Source organism: Holzapfeliella sp. JNUCC 72 (assembly GCF_053668685.1).
Genome location: NZ_JBSJYG010000002.1, coordinates 39,606 through 57,566, shown reverse-complemented (window position 1 = coordinate 57,566; position 17,961 = coordinate 39,606). Strand labels below are relative to the sequence as shown.

The 17,961-nt window shown below is 36.6% G+C and carries 20 protein-coding genes and 1 other annotated feature; of the genes, 16 read left to right on the top strand and 4 right to left on the bottom strand.

The genetic code is table 11. The features are described 5' to 3' along the window. Positions 1-142 precede the first annotated feature (142 nt). Complete coding sequence (locus tag JNUCC72_RS06160) at positions 143-805, top strand: DUF4767 domain-containing protein (protein ID WP_454144753.1); 663 nt, start codon at positions 143-145, stop codon at positions 803-805. 28 nt (positions 806-833) lie between these two features. Here JNUCC72_RS06160 and JNUCC72_RS06155 read toward each other — a convergent pair whose 3' ends face one another. After that, on the bottom strand, positions 834-2,867 hold the full coding sequence (locus JNUCC72_RS06155) for a KUP/HAK/KT family potassium transporter (RefSeq protein ID WP_454144751.1): 2,034 nt from the start codon (positions 2,865-2,867) through the stop codon (positions 834-836). 151 nt (positions 2,868-3,018) lie between these two features. On the opposite strand from JNUCC72_RS06155, the gene JNUCC72_RS06150 reads away from it, so the two are divergent. After that, positions 3,019-3,525, top strand: a complete 507-nt coding sequence (locus JNUCC72_RS06150) for a type 1 glutamine amidotransferase domain-containing protein (RefSeq protein WP_454144749.1) — start codon at positions 3,019-3,021, stop codon at positions 3,523-3,525. A 50-nt stretch (positions 3,526-3,575) separates the two neighbouring features. Next, positions 3,576-4,169, top strand: a complete 594-nt coding sequence (locus JNUCC72_RS06145; protein WP_454144932.1) for a GNAT family N-acetyltransferase — start codon at positions 3,576-3,578, stop codon at positions 4,167-4,169. A 16-nt stretch (positions 4,170-4,185) separates the two neighbouring features. Here JNUCC72_RS06145 and mmuM read toward each other — a convergent pair whose 3' ends face one another. From mmuM to pnuC, 3 genes are all read right to left on the bottom strand, one after another. Continuing rightward, positions 4,186-5,109 carry a homocysteine S-methyltransferase gene (mmuM, locus tag JNUCC72_RS06140; protein WP_454144747.1) on the bottom strand — a complete coding sequence of 308 codons (924 nt, stop codon included), beginning with the start codon at positions 5,107-5,109 and terminating at the stop codon, positions 4,186-4,188. Then, positions 5,066-6,481, bottom strand: coding sequence for an amino acid permease (locus JNUCC72_RS06135; RefSeq protein WP_454144745.1), 1,416 nt, complete (start codon positions 6,479-6,481; stop codon positions 5,066-5,068). Before JNUCC72_RS06135 ends, mmuM begins: the two co-directional genes overlap by 44 nt. Before the next feature lie 50 nt (positions 6,482-6,531). Continuing rightward, positions 6,532-6,783: a binding site (T-box leader), on the bottom strand. Positions 6,784-6,814: 31 nt separating this feature from the next. Further along, the gene (gene pnuC / locus JNUCC72_RS06130) at positions 6,815-7,504 is read right to left on the bottom strand and encodes a nicotinamide riboside transporter PnuC (protein WP_454144930.1); all 690 of its coding nucleotides are present in this window, start codon (positions 7,502-7,504) and stop codon (positions 6,815-6,817) included. 225 nt (positions 7,505-7,729) lie between these two features. On the opposite strand from pnuC, the gene JNUCC72_RS06125 reads away from it, so the two are divergent. From JNUCC72_RS06125 to accA, 13 genes are all read left to right on the top strand, one after another. After that, positions 7,730-8,689, top strand: coding sequence for a ketopantoate reductase family protein (locus JNUCC72_RS06125; RefSeq protein WP_454144924.1), 960 nt, complete (start codon positions 7,730-7,732; stop codon positions 8,687-8,689). 201 nt (positions 8,690-8,890) lie between these two features. Then, positions 8,891-9,331, top strand: a complete 441-nt coding sequence (gene fabZ / locus JNUCC72_RS06120) for a 3-hydroxyacyl-ACP dehydratase FabZ (protein WP_339970404.1) — start codon at positions 8,891-8,893, stop codon at positions 9,329-9,331. Positions 9,332-9,374: 43 nt separating this feature from the next. After that, positions 9,375-9,845 (top strand): MarR family winged helix-turn-helix transcriptional regulator, encoded by a 471-nt coding sequence (locus JNUCC72_RS06115; RefSeq protein WP_454144922.1) that lies wholly within the window; start codon positions 9,375-9,377, stop codon positions 9,843-9,845. Between the two features lie 7 nt (positions 9,846-9,852). Further along, positions 9,853-10,827, top strand: coding sequence for a beta-ketoacyl-ACP synthase III (locus JNUCC72_RS06110; RefSeq protein WP_454144928.1), 975 nt, complete (start codon positions 9,853-9,855; stop codon positions 10,825-10,827). Between the two features lie 57 nt (positions 10,828-10,884). After that, entirely contained in the window at positions 10,885-11,127 is a 243-nt protein-coding gene (locus JNUCC72_RS06105) for an acyl carrier protein (RefSeq protein ID WP_339970407.1), read from the top strand. Positions 11,128-11,140: 13 nt separating this feature from the next. Continuing rightward, on the top strand, positions 11,141-12,055 hold the full coding sequence (locus JNUCC72_RS06100) for an ACP S-malonyltransferase (protein WP_454144920.1): 915 nt from the start codon (positions 11,141-11,143) through the stop codon (positions 12,053-12,055). A 15-nt stretch (positions 12,056-12,070) separates the two neighbouring features. After that, complete coding sequence (locus tag JNUCC72_RS06095) at positions 12,071-12,793, top strand: 3-oxoacyl-ACP reductase family protein (protein ID WP_454144918.1); 723 nt, start codon at positions 12,071-12,073, stop codon at positions 12,791-12,793. An 11-nt stretch (positions 12,794-12,804) separates the two neighbouring features. Beyond that, a complete protein-coding gene (gene fabF, locus JNUCC72_RS06090; protein ID WP_454144916.1) occupies positions 12,805-14,034 on the top strand; it encodes a beta-ketoacyl-ACP synthase II in 1,230 nt (409 codons plus the stop codon). Between the two features lie 6 nt (positions 14,035-14,040). Next, a complete protein-coding gene (accB, locus tag JNUCC72_RS06085; RefSeq protein ID WP_454144914.1) occupies positions 14,041-14,517 on the top strand; it encodes an acetyl-CoA carboxylase biotin carboxyl carrier protein in 477 nt (158 codons plus the stop codon). Positions 14,518-14,520: 3 nt separating this feature from the next. Continuing rightward, positions 14,521-14,949, top strand: coding sequence for a 3-hydroxyacyl-ACP dehydratase FabZ (fabZ, locus tag JNUCC72_RS06080; protein WP_454144912.1), 429 nt, complete (start codon positions 14,521-14,523; stop codon positions 14,947-14,949). Positions 14,950-14,968: 19 nt separating this feature from the next. Then, the gene (accC, locus tag JNUCC72_RS06075) at positions 14,969-16,339 is read left to right on the top strand and encodes an acetyl-CoA carboxylase biotin carboxylase subunit (RefSeq protein WP_454144910.1); all 1,371 of its coding nucleotides are present in this window, start codon (positions 14,969-14,971) and stop codon (positions 16,337-16,339) included. Then, on the top strand, positions 16,326-17,162 hold the full coding sequence (locus tag JNUCC72_RS06070) for an acetyl-CoA carboxylase carboxyltransferase subunit beta (RefSeq protein WP_454144908.1): 837 nt from the start codon (positions 16,326-16,328) through the stop codon (positions 17,160-17,162). Before accC ends, JNUCC72_RS06070 begins: the two co-directional genes overlap by 14 nt. A 12-nt stretch (positions 17,163-17,174) precedes the next feature. Continuing rightward, positions 17,175-17,945, top strand: coding sequence for an acetyl-CoA carboxylase carboxyl transferase subunit alpha (gene accA, locus JNUCC72_RS06065; RefSeq protein ID WP_454144906.1), 771 nt, complete (start codon positions 17,175-17,177; stop codon positions 17,943-17,945). Positions 17,946-17,961: the final 16 nt, after the last annotated feature.

Below are 17,961 nucleotides of genomic sequence, written 5' to 3'. Positions count from 1 at the left end.
CAGTCATCAACTGGTTCAATTCCAGATTGAATCTACCAAAAAGCTAAGTAAAAACTTAGCTTTTTTTTGCTTATTTTCAAATAAACTTGTATCATTTGTATTAATTAGACTTATATCATTATAAAAAAGGACTATCATTCAAATGAAGAAAAGAAAAGATTACCTAAAGGAACAAGCAAAATTCAACTCAACACCTTGGATTGTTGGCGGTTTTATTGGCTTAATTATAATTTTTTTAATCGGAGCTACTCTGTTAATGCCTAAGAATACAAGTAGTCAATCACAAGTATCTTCTTCACAAGACTCAACTAGCCAATCGTCAAACCAGTCACAGGCCCAATCTAATCAAAGTAGTAATCGTTCGCCTGAACCTAAAGCTACTGATATTACTAGCTTGATAAAAAATATGGATGCTTTTATGCGTTCTTTTAGTAGTCAAATGGGACAAGCTTATCAACGTTACTACCCACACCAATCCAATCACACCACTTTTTATGGTTTTGACTTTGTTAATGGGTTAGATCTTTATAACTACTATGTTGATGGTAATGCTGCAACAATCGGTTACATTAATCAAAAAACGATGCGTGGAACAGCCGACTATAACATCATTATGGCTTACAGTGATGTTCAAGATAAATCAACAACTTATACCGATCGACACCTGTATCTCTTAACACTACATAACAATAAACCAGAGGTTATTGTTGCAACGCAAAATCAAGCAACAGCTGGAACAGTTTATTTTAGACATACTGAAAACACGACTTTAAAAACTGGATTTGAAAATTTATATAACCAATAAAAAAAGAAAGCCAACCGGCTTTCTTTTTTTATTGTCTTTCTTCTTCAAATGTTTCATATTGACGCGCCTTTTTGTGATTAATTCGGCGTAACTTGATATGAGGTTTGTACCCAAGATTAACCGGAACGTTTTCAATTCTAACGTCACTAAATGACAATCCAAACCATTGAATTGGTGTTGCTGTATGGTTTTGAAGCCAAATTCTTGCTGATACCAACCATCTGTCAAAGCCAGATATATTCGTTGCTAAAGAAAGTGCTTCTTTTAAAATAACGAACTTAAAGTCTCCTACACGACGCCCTTTTGAAGTTGTATATCTTTGAGGCTGTGGATCAATTGTTCCTTGGTCAATCAAATCATTGATAATTTGACGCAAGTACACATTCACTTTTTGCGATTTTTTGAAACCTAAGTAAATCGTTACTTGTACAACATTTTTAGTGCCATAAGTTTCAACCGTATAGTCATGTGTATAGGGACTGTCGGTTGTTACCATTGTGATGAACCAATAAACCTTAGCGCGTTTTGGTCGTTTATCTAAAATAGAATATAAAATTGATTTTTTGATTTGATGTCCTTTTTTAACCTTAGCCATATAAACTAAATTCGTCGAACTAACTGGATATTGTTCATCATGACTTAATGAAACTAATTGATCTTTATAGTCCGTCAAACAACCATATTCATAGTCTGTTTCATATTTAGAACGAACTTTATTCCCAAAGTACCAAATATACATTACTAAAATGATAGCTAGTGTAATTAGCACCGTAACGTAACCACCATGTTCAAACTTAACCGCACTAGAAATAAAGAATGAAAATTCAACGACTAAGAAGAACGCCGTTAATACCCATGATAACCATTTTGGTACCTTGAGGTCTAAGAAATTATGTAGCAAGATTGTAGTCATTAACATCGTAACTGTAATAGCTAAACCATAAGCGGCTTCCATATGTTGCGAGTTTTGGAAATATAAAACCAAGGCAATTGTAATAATACATAACAACCAGTTGACTGTTCCAATATAGATTTGACCGCGTTTGTTACCAGGATGATGGATAATCATGCGAGGTAGAATTTTGAGTCGAATAGCTTCTGATACTAATGTATAAGACCCTGTGATAAGTGCTTGTGAAGCAATAACAGCAGCAAGTGTTGCCAAAATAATAGCGAAAAATGTCAAGCTGTCAGGTACTACTGCGTAAAATGGATTAAGAGCTGAACTTTGAACAGTCATGTGATTATTAATCAGCCATGCACCTTGACCCATGTAACTTAAAATTAATGATAGATAGACAATTGGCCAACTAAAGTAAATGTTATGTTTACCAACATGTCCCATATCGGAATAAAGAGCTTCAGCACCCGTTGTAGCTAAGAAAATACTTCCTAGAATAAAGAAACCAGATTTGTTAGCGGGGCTAAACAAAACTTGCAAGCCATAAACAGGTGATAAGGCTTTTAAAATACCTGGATAGCTTAATAAATTGCAAAAGCCAACGATTGCAATAAAGAAGAACCACCCACACATAATAGGTCCAAAAGCCTGACCAATCTTAGCCGTTCCAAATCGTTGCATAGCGAATACGACTAGTAATATCGCAATTACCACAGCAATTACCACGTTTTGATCACTACTGAAGGTAAATAATCCTAGATTTTGCGACTTCAATCCTTCAATCGCACTCGTTACCGTCACAGCTGGTGTAATCGTACCATCAGCAAGTAACGCTGCCCCACCAATCAAAGCGGGCACAATCAACCATTTCTTTTTGCGACGGACTAAGGTATAAAGGGCAAAAATTCCCCCTTCACCGTGATTAGATGCCTGCATGGCAATAATGACATATTTTAATGTCGTAATAATCATTAAAGTCCATATAATTAAAGAAATACTTCCTATAATATAATCTGGCTGCAAATTCTTAAATCCGCCACCATCGCGAATGATCGCGTTCATCGTATACAAAGGAGACGTTCCGATATCTCCGTATACAATCCCAAAAGAAACAAGCACGCCCATTAGCGAGAGCTTCTTTTTGTTTTGAGTCAAACTCATATTACCACCTCTAAACTTGTTATCGCCTACATTTTAGAATTCCACCTACCAAAACGCAAAGATTTTGTCACTTTTTATTAGTAAGTCCTTGAAATTTTTGGTTTTCACTTATATAATGTAAGTCAACCCTAAACAAAGGAGACTTATTTAAATGAGTAAAATTGCTGTAATCGTTACAAATTTTGTCGAAGATATCGAATACACATCACCTGTTGAAGCTTTAGAAGCTGCAGGTCATGAAGTTATTACAATTGAAAATGAAGCCAACAAAACATTCGAAGGGAAAAATGGAACACAAATCCATACAGACTTAAGCATTGATGATGCTAACCCTTCAGATTTTGATGGTCTATTAATCCCAGGTGGATTTTCACCTGACATTTTAAGAGCAGACAACCGTTATGTTGAATTTACAAAACATTTCTTCCTATCTAATAAAGCTATTTTTGCAATTTGCCACGGTCCACAAATTTTCATCCAAACTGGACTAACTAAAGGTCGTAAAATGACAGCGTATAATTCTGTATTACCTGACTTATACTACGCTGGTGCTATCACAGAAGATAAAGCGGTTGTGATTGATGAAAACCTTGTCACAAGTCGTACACCAGATGATTTAGATGACTTTAACAATGCAATCGTTAAAGTTTTAAACTAAACTAAAATTCTTTTTTAAAAAATTTAAAGATTTTCTGTTAAACTACGTCTATAGGCGTAGTTTTTTTATATCAAGGAGGAACTTTTATTTTAATCTTTAAAGACGTTACTAGCCAAAATTCAAGTATTCAGGAAAAAGTAAAGCAACTTTACTTAGATGCTTTCCCTGAACATGAACGTTTAGACTTCTCATTTATTGTTGAACGTGCTAAACTCAACCAAAATCATTTCCTAGCTATTTTAGATGACGAAGCCTTCGTAGGACTGATCTACTACACAGTAGACAATCATAATCTGCTTGTCTCATACCTAGCTATGGATCCTTCAACACGTTCAAAAGGTTATGGAAGTAAGATTTTGACACACTTAAAATCACAGCATCCAAAAGAAAATATCTTTTTAGAAATTGAAGAAGTGGTTGAAGAAGCTGATGGATACGCGCAAAGAGTTCGTCGCCAAGCTTTCTACGAAAAAAATGGATTCACTAAAACAAATATTTTGATGAAAAGCAAAACCGATGGCCTTGAACTGATGGCGCTATCATCACTAGACTTTTCTGACTATCGCAACACAATGATTGCCTACCTTGGGGAAGATAATCTTAGCGAATGGGAAAATTACTTTGAAGTCATCATAAAAAAATAAACAACCAATTGGTTGTTTATTTTTTTAGACTTTCTACAATATCACGAACTTCAGGTTCTGATGTGCAACAACAGCCACCAATCCATTTAGCGCCTTGATCATGCCATTGCTTCGTGTAATCCGCAAATGTTTGATGACTGTGAGGCGTATTATCCCACTCTTTAACCTCAGGTGAGTAGCTAGCACCAGAGTTAGGATAGATAACCAAATCCTTATGGGCATTAGGTTTGACTTGTTCAAGAAATGGTGTGACTAGTTCAGGTGCGATACAATTTGCCCCATAAGCAATTACCTGAGGGTTTTCTTCCAAAAGAGTTTGAACTTTATCAAATGGCGTTCCATCACTTAATGTCTTTTCATCTTTTAATGTACAAGACACCCAGACAGGAATGTCTTTAAAATCAGCCAATAAGTCTAAAATCACCTTGATTTCTTGATAACTAGGTTGGGTTTCAATTGCGAGCAAATCACATCCTTCATTAATTAGAACTTCAATTCGGTCGCGATGAAAGTCTCGATAAGCATCATCAGACAACTCATAATCTCCTCGATATTCTGAACCATCTGCTAAATAAGCACCGTAAGGACCAATCGCGCCCGCTAAAAATTTAGGTTGAGATGAATCACTATCACGTCGTGCTGCGTCTGCTAGCTTAACTGCACGCTTAATTAATGCCTTCGCTTCATCAACAGAATAACCTTGATCCAGATAACCTTGAACACTCGCTTGATAGGTTGAAACAATGGCCACGTTTGCGCCTTCATCAAAATAAGATTGATGAACAGCTTTTATTTTTTCAGGATAATAGTCGATTGCTGAAGCTGTCCACAATTTATTGTTGAGGTTCACATCTCTTTCTTCTAGTCCTAAAGACATTGCCCCATCAATAACGATACTATTTTGTTGCTTTGCCCACTCTTTGATTAATTGCTTTGTCATTTTTTCTTTTCTCCTTTTTTTCGATTACAAAATGATAATAACTAAATACAGCTGCTGAAAATATTAACCCTGCCCAAAGGGAAGCTTGTTGCTCTGGATCAAACCCGATTCCAACAAGTGATATCACACATAAGATAATAACTAGCCATGGAATCACAGGATAAAACGGCGTTTTGTATTTCAAATCTGAGAGTTTATTACCAGCTTTCAAATATTGCTTTCTAAACCTTAACTGTGCTACACCAACTGATAACCAAACAGAGACTACCGCAAAACCTGATAACGAGGTTAATACTAAGTAAACCGTTCCTGGTGCATAGATGCTAGAAAACAGCGATAGTAACCCGCCTAATAAAGTTAAGGTTAAGCCATACACGGGTAGTCCGTTTTTATTTAATTTTGCTAGTTTCTTAGGTAATGGTCCTTGATTAGCCAATGACCAAATCATCCGCGATGCTGCATAAACACCAGAGTTTGCGCCAGATAAAACCGTTACGAATAAAACCACGGACATAATGTTACCTGCATAAGCAAATCCCGCATTATTTAAGATTGAGACAAACGGACTATTGGTTAATCCTGAGGATTCTTCAGGCAATAAAGCACCAATGACAAAAATAGCACCAATAAATAAAACAACCAGAATTACTAATGTTTTCAAAATAGCCTTAGGCAAAACCTTTTGCGGATTTTTGGTTTCACCAGCTGCTACCGCAATGATTTCTGTCCCCGAAAAAGCAAAGTTGGCGGCTAGGATAACTGAAATAACAGGTAAAAAGCCATGCGGTAAAATACCATTTTTAGTGAAGTTAGCTAATAATATCGGTTGAGTCTGTCCTGCTGACTTAATAATACCAAATACTAAAGCCAATCCGATTAGAATAAAAACTAATAATGCTACTGCCTTCAGAATTGACATAACGAGCTCACTTGCTGCGAACCACTTCACTTGTGATAAGTTCAATGCCGCAATCAATACGATAAAAACCAAACACCAAATCCAAACCGCAATGCTTGGATAAAACCCATTAGCTATCATGGCTAGGGTAATTAACTGTGACCCTAGTGATACCGTCCATGTTAGCCAGTATAACCAAGCAACTACGAATCCGACACCTGGATGAATGTGTTGACTAGCATAAGTATGAAAAGATCCTGTCGTCGGGTTTTGTACACATAATTCACCCAAGCACAACATCACAAGACACACCAAGATTGCTCCAATGATATAAGCAGCTAAAGTCCCTACAGGTCCTGCTGATTGAATTAAATAACCAGAACTCATAAAAATACCCGTTCCAATTACACCACCTAGTGACAATGTCACTAGATGCTTACTTTGCATTTCTTTTGCGAATGATTCTTTTGCCATTTTTGACTCCTCCTTTTTAATAAATGAAATAAAAAAAGACACCCGCCCTGAAAAAGGGCGAGTGTCTCTCGCGGTACCACCTTAATTTTAAGTTTAACTTCCTATCATCTACGGAAATAAACTTTCTCAATCCGGAACTATCATTCCTTCACGCTATATCAGGCGTACCCGTTGCAAGCTCAACTACTTTACCTACAAAAGCTCAAAGACCATTTTCGTTCTGCTTCTAATATCTACTCTCACCAGTTGTAGACTCTCTTTGAAAAGAAGTTAAGAAGTACTTTTCTTATCATCGCTTAATCATTTCATTTTTTTATAATGTTCACATGCTTTTTAATTTTTGTCAACCTTTTTGTGGAACCAAGGAATGTTTTTATCAAAAATAGCTAAAGCGTCATTTAGTAGATACAAGGTGTATGTGAATAGTAGCGTGAAGTTAGCATCACCTTGAAAGGCTGTTGTTCCCCATAGAATCACACTCATCACACCTTGGAAAATCCAAAAGTAATATTGTTCTCTAAATCGTAATGTTGCAAGAATTGATCCTGTAATACCAACAGCTCCTGCAAAGGCATCTAGTACTGGTCGTGGACTGATGAATAAATTTGTGTCCATTAAGTAAAGTAGGCCAAATACAACAATAAAGAATAATGCTGTTAGACCCCAATCTCTAACAGGTTTTGAGTCAGAAAGACCTCTGATATGTTCTTGTACATTTTCAGACCATTTTGGTAAAAGTAATACCGGAATATCTAATAAAACTATGTATGCTGCTTGTAGAACAACGTCAGCATAGTTTCTCGCTGAAATTGCCACAATAATATATAAAATAGCACTGATTAATCCAAACATGCCGTTAACAGGTTTGGCATTAGTAATAGCTAATGTTGTTGTATACCCTAAAATTCCCGCAAACATCGTTGTAATGGAAATGGCATCAATTTCACTAGTAATTGTTGTCAAAATCACGACAAGAATTCCTAATGCTAATAGCTGATAACTTCGCTTAGTCCACCCCTTCATTTGATGAATATACCAGCTTGGTTTTAAAACACGTAGTGCGTCTTGATTCAATTTCTTTCCCCTTCTCTATAAAAAATCAACACTAGATATTGTACACCGCATTCAAAAAAACGCAATATTTTTCTATATATTGTGTTTTTCGAAAAAGTCAAGTTTTTTAATATTTGATTTTTATGTAATAAATGTTAAAATTTAATAAATCTATAATATTCGGAGGTAATTAATATGAGATATGCAGTTTTGGGTTCAGGAGCTATGGGGTTTCGATACGGTGTCATGTTACAAGAAAATGCAGGTGCAACAGTTGACTTTGTCGACTCATGGGAGCCTAATATCGAAGCCGTCAAAAAACAAGGTGGTATTCGTGTTCAACGTGATCATGAAAATGAACAATTAATTAACGTTAACATTTACTCACCTGAAACTTATGATCAAAAACCAGATGTTTGGTTAGTTTTTGCAAAACAAATGGAACTCCAAAGTTTACTGGAACGTTGTCAAAAGGCTAACTTATTCAACGATAATCAATATGTTGTCAGTGCTATGAATGGGATTGGCCATATGGACAAAATTGTTCAGTTCTTCCCAGAAAAAAATGTTCTAGGTGGAACGGCTATGATTGCAACATTAATGCCTGAACCTGGATTCGTTGACTTTATGGGTAAAGAAGGTAAAGAAAGCATGCACCTTGCTACTTACGGTGACAATGAACCAGACGACACTCAAAAACAAATTATGGCTGACTTAGAAAGTGCCAAGCTTCACCCTATCTATAGTGAAGACTACTTGAGCATGGCTATGACCAAACTATTATTTAACTCAGTAGTGAACACCATTTGTACAATGTTTGAAATCCCAATGGGACAATTTGGCGATTTCAAAGGGGCAAAAGAAATGACAACTCAAATGATGGATGAAGCATTTGAAGCCTGTGAAAAAAATCATATTAACTTACCTCAAACCAAAGAAGAAGCCATTCAAAGTGTTTTAGATGGCTGCGTTGATTACAAATACCACCACCCTTCTATGTATCAAGATCTTTCAAAAAACCGTCCAACAGAAGTAGATTACATTAACGGCTACATTGTCGAACTTGGTGACAAAGTGGGTTACAATTGTGCGGTTCACCGTTTTGTAGTCAATGAAGTTCACTTAGCAGAATCAATCAAACAAGCCAAAAAATAGTTTGATATTCAAAGTCTTTTTATAAGTTATTAAAAAGTCGCCAAAACCTTTTCAAATAAAGGTTTTTGACGACTTTTTTTGTGTAACTATTTAAATTTTTGATAACAGATTTTAAAAAAAGGTTTGATATTCAAACAAAAATAATATACCATAAATTCCAGTTCAGAAAGTACCACAATTGCTGAACAATAGGAGGAAATTATGGAGCCAGTTTTAACTGCAAGCGAAATTATGAAAATGATTCCCAACCGTTATCCTATTCTTTTTATGGATTACGTTGATGAAATCAATCCCGGAGAATCAATCGTGGCAACTAAAAATGTCACAATTAACGAAGAGTTTTTCCAAGGACACTTCCCTGGAAACCCTGTTATGCCCGGTGTCCTAATTATTGAAGCTCTTGCGCAAGCCGCTTCTATTTTAATTTTAAAATCTAAAGAATTCGAAGGCAAAACTGCTTATATGGGCGCTATTAAAAACGCTAAATTCAGAAAAGTAGTTGAACCTGGTGATGTCTTAAAACTTCACGTCAAAATGATTAAGCAACGTGCCAACATGGGTATTGTTGAAACTTACGCAGAAGTTAATGGTAAGAAAGCTTGTCAAGCAGAGCTTACATTTATCGTAGCTAATCGCGATTAAATCAGGTATACGTTGCGCTTATAACTTAACTGAGGAGAAAAGTATGTCAGTTTATGATGACGAAACAAAGTTCAAAAAAGCGGAACATGATTTTATTAATGAAGCTTTAGCTAATGTCTATGACAATATTTTAAGAATCGAAGAAAAGGAGTTAAAAAAGAGCTCTTTTAGCGATATTACTGTCAAAGAAGTTCACTTAGTGCATGCTATTAGTTTGCACGAACCTAAAAGTGCTTCCCAGATTGCTAAAAAAATGCATTTATCAAGAGGAACACTAACGATTAACTTAAGAAACCTTGAACGAAAAGGCCTTATCAATCGTACCAAAAATCCTCATGATCAGCGAGTAACAGATATCACACTAACCAAAAGAGGTCGTGTGTTGTATCGTGCTCATAATGCTTTTCATTCGAAAATGGTCGACCGTTTTTTAGCAGGTTTCAACCTTGACGAACTCAAGGTTGTCAAACATGCTTTAGTCAACTTACAAGACTTTTTGGATGAGCTCACTTAAAACCGACATGAAAAATTTTTCTATCGAACAAACTGCTCACGTTGTTCCTGAAAATGTTGTCACCAATAATGACTTAACGGCATTTATGGAAACATCAGACGAGTGGATTTCAAAGCGAACCGGCATCAAACAACGACATATTTCAAATCAGCAAACAACAAGTGACTTGTGTTTAAGCGTTGCTGAGAATTTGATTACTAACAGCCAATACAATGCCGAAGACATTGACTTAATCATCGTTGCAACAATGTCTCCTGACTACATGACACCGAACGTGGCATCAATGGTTCAAGGTAGACTAGGTGCAACTAACGCGATGGCATTTGATATCAATACTGCCTGCTCAGGCTTTGTCTACGGATTGAAAATGGCACATTCATTATTTAATGATGACAAAATTTCAACCGCTATTGTAATTGGTGGTGAAGTATTAAGTAAATTGGTCGACTTTAGTGACCGTTCAACAGCGATTCTTTTCGGAGATGGCGCTGGTGGTGCTTTATTTACAAAAAATGACAGCACAGGTTACTACCTAGGTGATAATTTTGAAACTTACGGCGATATGGGACGTTACCTAACAGCCGGACATTTCAATACCCAAACACCCTTCAATCAATTGCTTGATACCACTCCCCTATCTTTTGAAATGAATGGCCGTAAAGTTTATGACTTTGCGACTTCAGCTATTCCTGAGTCATTAAATAAAGCTCTTGAAGATGCTGGCTTAGGCTTAGAAGATATTGATCATTTTATTTTTCATCAAGCTAATGCGCGAATTATAAAAACCGTGGTCAAAAAATTAAAACTAGATCCAGCTAAAGCTCATATCAATATTGATAAATTTGGTAATACAGCAGCTGCCAGCGAACCCATCTTACTTGATGAGGTGATTAAAGATGGCACTGTTCAAAAAGGCCAAACACTGGCTTTAATTGGATTTGGTGGCGGTCTTGAAATTGGAACCGTTATTTTAAAATACTAAAAACAACAAAAAAAATATAATAATAAAACTATTGGAAAATTGAGAGGAAATTTAATTATGACTAACGAACAAATTTTAAACAAAATCAAAGCTATCGTGGAAGAACAAACAGATGCAGATGTAGAAAGCATTGTAGAATCAACAAACTTTAAAGATGACTTAGACCTAGATAGTTTAGATGTTTTTGAAATCGTTAACGAAATCGAAGATGAATTTGATATTGAAATCGAAACAGAAGACGAAAGTCTAGACACTGTTGGTGAAGTTGTTAACTACGTTAGCAAAAAATTAGGCGAATAATAGAGGTTCGCTTATGAATTTTAGTTATTTATTTGCTGGCCAAGGTCAACAGTCTAAAGGTATGGGACAAGACTTATATGAAGCAGAACCTTTATATCGTCAAACCATACAGGAAGCTTCAAAAGCATTAGACCTTGATTTAACTGACCCTGAAGTCTTTGACGCAGAAGAAAATACACAGGTTGCAATCGTTGCAATGAGTCTTGGAATTTTCAGAATTTTAAATCATGAATTTGGTCAAGCTAGCAGCTATATTGGCCTTAGTTTAGGTGAATATAGTGCCCTACTCGCTGCTAACAGTTTAGATTTTAGCCAAGGTTTTCCACTTTTAGCTGACAGAATGCGCTACATGCAAGAAGCTGGCGAGAATAATCCTGGAAAAATGATGGCTGTTTTGAACTGTGATGCAGAACTTCTTCAAGAAGTACTAACCGACGTCAACCAGACAGATGCCGCCTATCCTGCAAACTACAATACCCCTGATCAAACAGTTATCGGTGGAAGCGCAAGTGGTTTAAAACAAGTGAAGAAAACACTAAAAGAGCATGGCGTTAAAAAGGCCATTCCACTTAAAATGTCTGTTGCTTCACATACACCACTTATGCAAGAAGCGAGCGATAAGTTAGCTAAACGTCTTGAAAACGTTGATTTCAAAACCCCTGACGTTCCTGTTATGAGTAACACAACCGTCACACCTTTTGACCTTTCAACAATCAAGCAAACACTAACTGATCAACTCGTTCAACCTACCCACTTTTACCAAGGATTAGAAAAATTAGTAGAGATGGATGACTTATCTGCTGTAATTGAAATTGGTCCTGGCCAAACACTAAGTCGTTTCGCTAAAAAAACATGTCCAAAGCTTGAAACTTATGCTGTTCATGATTTAGAAAGTCTTAATCAATTGCGTCAAAAATGGACAAAATAGGAGACATTATTTTAAATGAGTACTGAAAAAAAAGTTGCCCTAATCACTGGTGGTGCCAAAGGTATCGGATTAGCAACTGCTAAACGTTTAAGTAAAGATTTTAAAGTCGTTATCAACATTCACAGCGACCCAACACCTGAACAATTGAAAATTTTTGATGAATATCACCTAACTTATGTTAAAGGTGATGTTGCTTCCGAAGCTGACAGCAAACAAATTATTTCAGATATTGTTGATGAACATGGTCATTTAGATGTCCTAGTTAATAACGCAGGTATCACACGTGACAAATTAATGACACGTATGAAACAAGCTGATTTTGAAGATGTAATTAACACTAACCTAACTGGAACATTTAACATGTCTAAATTTGCTTTAAAACAAATGCAACGTCAACGTTCTGGTAACATTATCAACCTTTCAAGTATCGTTGGTCTAAATGGAAATATTGGTCAAGCTAACTATGCTGCAAGTAAAGCTGGAATTATTGGTTTAACCAAGACAATCGCACGTGAAGGTGCACTTCGTGGCGTTCGTTGTAACGCTGTTGCACCCGGTATGATTGAAACTAGCATGACTGATGCACTTAGTGATAAAACAATGGATTACTACAAAGAAACAATTCCTTTGAAACGTTTTGGAACAGCTGATGAAGTTGCCCAAACTGTGGAATTCTTAATTCAAAATCCATATATCACCGGACAAGTTATCGCCGTTGATGGCGGTTTGACAATTTAGGAGGGCTTTTTATGACTAGAGTTGTAATTACAGGAATGGGAGCTGTTACCTCACTTGGTAACGATAGCCAATCATTCATCAAATCTATCTTAGATTCAAAATTAGGTATTTCTAAAATCGAAAAATTCGATGCAAGTAATACAGGTGTTTCTGTTGCGGGTGAAATCAAAGATTTCGACGCTACAAAACGCTTAGAAAAAAAACAAGCTAAAAGAATGGACTTGTTCTCACAATACGCACTTTACAGTGCCATTGAAGCAATGGAACAATCAGGATTAACTGAAGACACTATTGATCCTGAACGTCTAGGTGTTATTTATGGTTCAGGTATTGGTGGTTTAACGACTATCCAAGAACAAGTTACAAAAATGAATAACAAAGGGCCTAAACGTGTTTCACCTATGTTTGTACCAAACGCTATTATTAATATGGCTGCTGGTAATATTTCAATGCACTTCAATGCCAAAAACACAAGTCAAGCGATTGTTACAGCTTGTGCATCTGGTACAAATGCCATTGGTAATGCGTTTGAATTAATCAAACAAAACAAAGCTGATGCCATCATTACAGGTGGTTCTGAAGCTTCTGTTAACGAAATTGGAATTGCTGGTTTTGCTTCTCTAACAGCTCTTTCTACTGCTGAAGACCCAGCTAAAGCTTCAATGCCTTTTGACAAAAACCGTCGTGGTTTTGTTATGGGTGAAGGTGCTGGTACATTGGTTCTTGAAAGTCTAGAACATGCACAAGCTCGTGGTGCTAACATTTTAGGTGAAGTAGTCGGATATGGTAGCACAAGTGATGCTTTCCACATTACACAACCTGACCCTGAAGGTAAAGGTGCTATTCGTGCTATGAAAGAAGCAATCGACGAAGCTGGTATTTCTGTTGATGAAGTTGATTATATCAATGCTCACGGAACAGCTACTGGTGCTAATGATTCTGGTGAATCAAAAGCCATCGCAAGTTTATTTAGCACAAATGATCACGTTAAATCAAGTAGTACTAAAGGTATGACAGGTCACTTATTAGGTGCTGCTGGTGCAATCGAAGCTGTTGCAACAGTAGGTAGTTTGATGAATAACCAAATGCCTGAAAACGTCGGTGTTTATGAACAAGACGATGCTTGTCAAATCGAACTTGTTAACAAAGAAAATGCGAAAGCAGATATTACATATGCCATCAGTAATTCATTTGGATTCGGTGGTCACAATGCGGTAGTTGCTTTCAAAAAATGGAGTTAATCGCTAATGAATGAGAAACAAATTGAACAATTATTTGATAAATTTGAAAATTCTTCACTCAAAGAGTTTGAGCTAGTTAAAGGTGACTTTAAACTTTCACTAAGTAAAAGAGAAAGTGCTGCTCCTCAAGTAGCTGCTCCTGAAGCTATTGCACCTGCTCCTGCAACAACTCAAAACACTCCTATGACAACTGATATGCCAACAGAAACAGAAGGGACAGCATCTGCTGCCCCTTCTAATATTGAAGACATCAAAAGCCCACTTGTTGGTGTGGCTTACCTAGCACCAAAACCTGATGCAGATGTCTTCAAAAAAGTTGGCGATTCTGTCAAAAAAGGTGATGTTGTTTGTGTGATTGAAGCAATGAAAATGATTAATGAAGTCAAAAGTACCGTTGATGGTGTTGTCAGCTCAGTAAACGTTGAAGACGGCACAATGGTTGAATTTGACCAATCACTATTTTCAATTGAACCTAAGGAGTAACTTATGACTCAATACAATAGCCATGATGTCTTTGAAGCAATTCCTCAACGCTACCCGTTTATGATGATTGATACGATTAAAGAAATCAATCCTGGTCAAAACGCCATTGCCACCAAAAACGTCACGATTAATGAATGGTTCTTCAAAAGTCAAGATCCTGATCATTTAGAAATGCCTCGTCCTTTGATTATTGAAGCACTTGCTCAAACAGGTGTTTGTGCGTTGCTTTCACAACCAGAATTCGAAGGTAAAAATGCCTTTTTTGGTGGGATAAAGTCAGCTGAATTCTCAGATGGTTTTTACCCTGGTGATGAATTGACTCTTGAAGTTAAGCTAACCAAAATCAAACGCAATATCGGATTAGGGACAGGACAAGTCGTTCGAGATAACAAGGTTATTTGTGAAGCGGAGCTCATGTTTGCTATCCAATAATCCGAGGAGGAATGACATCATGTTTAGTAAAGTCTTAGTGGCTAATCGTGGAGAGATTGCCTTACAAATTATTAGATCTTTACAAGAAATGAATATTAAAGCTGTTGCAATTTATTCAACTGCTGACAAAAACGAATTATTCGTTAAACAAGCTGATGAAGCGGTTTGTATCGGTGAAGGACAACCTGCCAAATCATATCTGGATATGTCAGAAGTCATTAGTGCAGCTGTTCTAACAGGATGTGAAGCACTTCATCCAGGATATGGATTCTTATCTGAAAATGCTGAATTCGCTGAATTATGTGAAACTTGTGGCATTACTTATATTGGTCCTAAATACCAAACAATTAACCTAATGGGGAATAAATCAAATGCACGTCTAGCTATGAAAAATAGCGGCGTGCCGGTTATCCCTGGTAGTGACGGCTTGGTAGATACTGCTGAAGATGCTGTCAAAATTGCTGAACAAATCGGCTACCCTGTCATGCTAAAAGCTGCTGATGGTGGTGGTGGTAAAGGTATGCGTCAAGCAAACAACAAAGAAGAAGTGCTTTACTTGTTTGAACAAACTCAACAAGAAGCTAAACTGTCTTTCAACAACGGTAGTCTTTATTTAGAAAAGATTATCGAAAATGCTAAGCATATTGAAGTTCAAGTCATGAGTGATCAATTTGGCAATACTGTTTATTTCCCTGAACGTGATTGTTCACTTCAATTCCATCACCAAAAGGTATTAGAAGAAACCCCTTGTCGTTTAATCAACGATACTCAACGTCAAAAATTGGGTGAAATTGTTGTTAAAGCTTGTCAAGAAATTGGGTACTTAAATACTGGTACTTTTGAGTTCTTAATGGATGAAGACCAAAACTTTTATTTCATGGAAATGAATACAAGATTACAAGTTGAACACACTGTTACTGAAGAAGTCAGTGGTGTTGAAATGATTAAGACACAAATTAAAGTAGCTGCTGGTGAAAAACTTCCCTTCAAACAAGAAGATGTTAAAGCCACAGGTCATGCTTTAGAGTGTCGTATTAATGCTCAAAATCCAGAACAAAACTTCGCCCCTTCTCCTGGTCAAATCAAGAAATTGACTTTACCTATGGGAACATTAGGTGTTCGTATTGATACTGGAATCACGGCCAATAGCTTCATCTCCCCTTACTACGATTCAATGATTGCAAAATTAATTGTTCACATGGATACACGTGAACAAACCATTAACAAGATGAAGCGTTTATTAGGTGAATTTGATATTGAAGGTGTCAAAAGTAATCACCTCTTCTTGAGAGATTTACTTTCTGATAAAACAGTTGAAAATGAAAACTTCAATAACGATTACATTGAGCATTCATTCTTCAAAAGGTGGGTATCTGATGACGCAAAATAATTTATTTCAATCACCAACACCAGAACAGTTAACCGAACGTATGGATCACATTCCATCAAATACGATGATTGCTTGTCCATATTGCCAAACTAAGTTCTTCAAAACACAACTTGATGAGTTTCGCCAATGTCCTGAATGTCATTACGGCTTTCGTCTTTTGGCACATGATCGTATTAAACTATTATGTGATTCTTTTGAAGAGACCGAAAAAGATTTAGCACCTTCAGCTACTGATTTCCCAGATGAAAAATACCAAAACAAGATTAAACAAGCTAAAGCTAACACCGGTCTTAATGAAAGTGTTTTGACTGGTTTAGCTAAAATTGCTGACCAAGATTTTGCTTTAGGTGTGATGGATCCTTACTTTATTATGGGAAGTCTTGGAAGTCAGACTGGTGAAAAAATCACACGTTTATTTGAACTAGCAACCAAGAAAAAATTACCTGTTGTGCTATTTACAGCTTCAGGTGGTGCTAGAATGCAAGAACGCATTTTTTCACTTATGCAAATGGCTAAAGTCTCTCGTGCTGTCAGTGAACACAAAAAAGCAGGCTTATTCTACTTAACAGTGCTAACTGATCCAACAACTGGTGGGGTAACCGCTAGTTTTGCCATGCAAGGTAATATCACAATGGCTGAACCGCATGCTCTAATTGGGTTTGCTGGTCAACGTGTTATCGAACAAACCATTCATCAAAAAGCCCCTAAAGATTTTCAAAGAGCTGAAACCTTGATGAAAAATGGGTTCGTTGATTTGATTACCCCAAGAGACAAACAAAAAGAAGTGATTGCCAAACTATTACGTTGGCATCAAGCAAAGTAACGAGGTGATTTTATGACAAAACAAACCGCTTATGACAAAGTTCAAGCTGCTCGTCATCCTTCAAAAATCACAGCAGATGAGTTAATTAACGCGATTTTTGAAGACTTTATTGAGCTTCACGGGGACCGTCACAATAAAGATGATGAAGCAATTAAAGCTGGTATTGGCGCATTGAATCACCAACCAGTTACAATCATTGCCACACAAAAGGGTACTGATACAAAAGAAAACATCGATCGCCACTTTGGAAGTCCTGAACCTCAAGGTTATCGTAAAGCCTTGCGATTAATGAAAGAAGCTGAGCGCTTCAACCGCCCTATTATTACTTTCGTCAATACGCCTGGTGCTTATCCTGGTGTTGATGCCGAGTACAATGGACAAGGTGACGCTATTGCGCAATGTTTAATCGAAGGGGCTCAACTTTCTGTTCCTTACCTCTCTGTTATTTATGGAGAAGGTGGAAGTGGTGGTGCTTTAGCACTTGCTTGCGGAGATCAAGTTTGGATGTTTGAAAATAGTACTTATTCTGTTTTATCTCCTGAAGGTTACGCTGCTATTTTATGGAAAGATGCTAAGCTAGTCGAACAAGCTTCAGAAGAACTAAAATTAACGCCTGAACAATTAATCAAAGAAGAAATTATTGATAAAATTGTTCCAGAAGTTCAAGATGTTCCTTCTGCTCAAAAGCTAAAAGACCTACTAGAAGCTGAAATCGATAAATTACAAGCACTTTCAACAGAAGATTTATTAAACCAAAGAAAACAACGTTTTAGAAAATTTTAATTGATGGAGTGAAGAC

Excerpts from the sequence above, each read along its gene's own strand:
- fabZ (WP_339970404.1), top strand. The coding sequence starts at position 8,891 with ATGGAGCCAGTTTTAACTGCAAGCGAAATTATGAAAATGATTCCCAAC.
- accA (WP_454144906.1), top strand. The coding sequence starts at position 17,175 with ATGACAAAACAAACCGCTTATGACAAAGTTCAAGCTGCTCGTCATCCT.
- JNUCC72_RS06135 (WP_454144745.1), bottom strand. The coding sequence starts at position 6,481 with ATGGCAAAAGAATCATTCGCAAAAGAAATGCAAAGTAAGCATCTAGTG.
- fabZ (WP_454144912.1), top strand. The coding sequence starts at position 14,521 with ATGACTCAATACAATAGCCATGATGTCTTTGAAGCAATTCCTCAACGC.
- JNUCC72_RS06105 (WP_339970407.1), top strand. The coding sequence starts at position 10,885 with ATGACTAACGAACAAATTTTAAACAAAATCAAAGCTATCGTGGAAGAA.
- fabF (WP_454144916.1), top strand. The coding sequence starts at position 12,805 with ATGACTAGAGTTGTAATTACAGGAATGGGAGCTGTTACCTCACTTGGT.
- JNUCC72_RS06160 (WP_454144753.1), top strand. The coding sequence starts at position 143 with ATGAAGAAAAGAAAAGATTACCTAAAGGAACAAGCAAAATTCAACTCA.
- accB (WP_454144914.1), top strand. The coding sequence starts at position 14,041 with ATGAATGAGAAACAAATTGAACAATTATTTGATAAATTTGAAAATTCT.
- JNUCC72_RS06155 (WP_454144751.1), bottom strand. The coding sequence starts at position 2,867 with ATGAGTTTGACTCAAAACAAAAAGAAGCTCTCGCTAATGGGCGTGCTT.
- JNUCC72_RS06150 (WP_454144749.1), top strand. The coding sequence starts at position 3,019 with ATGAGTAAAATTGCTGTAATCGTTACAAATTTTGTCGAAGATATCGAA.
- JNUCC72_RS06115 (WP_454144922.1), top strand. The coding sequence starts at position 9,375 with ATGTCAGTTTATGATGACGAAACAAAGTTCAAAAAAGCGGAACATGAT.
- JNUCC72_RS06110 (WP_454144928.1), top strand. The coding sequence starts at position 9,853 with ATGAAAAATTTTTCTATCGAACAAACTGCTCACGTTGTTCCTGAAAAT.
- JNUCC72_RS06100 (WP_454144920.1), top strand. The coding sequence starts at position 11,141 with ATGAATTTTAGTTATTTATTTGCTGGCCAAGGTCAACAGTCTAAAGGT.
- JNUCC72_RS06125 (WP_454144924.1), top strand. The coding sequence starts at position 7,730 with ATGAGATATGCAGTTTTGGGTTCAGGAGCTATGGGGTTTCGATACGGT.
- accC (WP_454144910.1), top strand. The coding sequence starts at position 14,969 with ATGTTTAGTAAAGTCTTAGTGGCTAATCGTGGAGAGATTGCCTTACAA.
- JNUCC72_RS06070 (WP_454144908.1), top strand. The coding sequence starts at position 16,326 with ATGACGCAAAATAATTTATTTCAATCACCAACACCAGAACAGTTAACC.
- JNUCC72_RS06095 (WP_454144918.1), top strand. The coding sequence starts at position 12,071 with ATGAGTACTGAAAAAAAAGTTGCCCTAATCACTGGTGGTGCCAAAGGT.
- pnuC (WP_454144930.1), bottom strand. The coding sequence starts at position 7,504 with ATGAAGGGGTGGACTAAGCGAAGTTATCAGCTATTAGCATTAGGAATT.
- mmuM (WP_454144747.1), bottom strand. The coding sequence starts at position 5,109 with ATGACAAAGCAATTAATCAAAGAGTGGGCAAAGCAACAAAATAGTATC.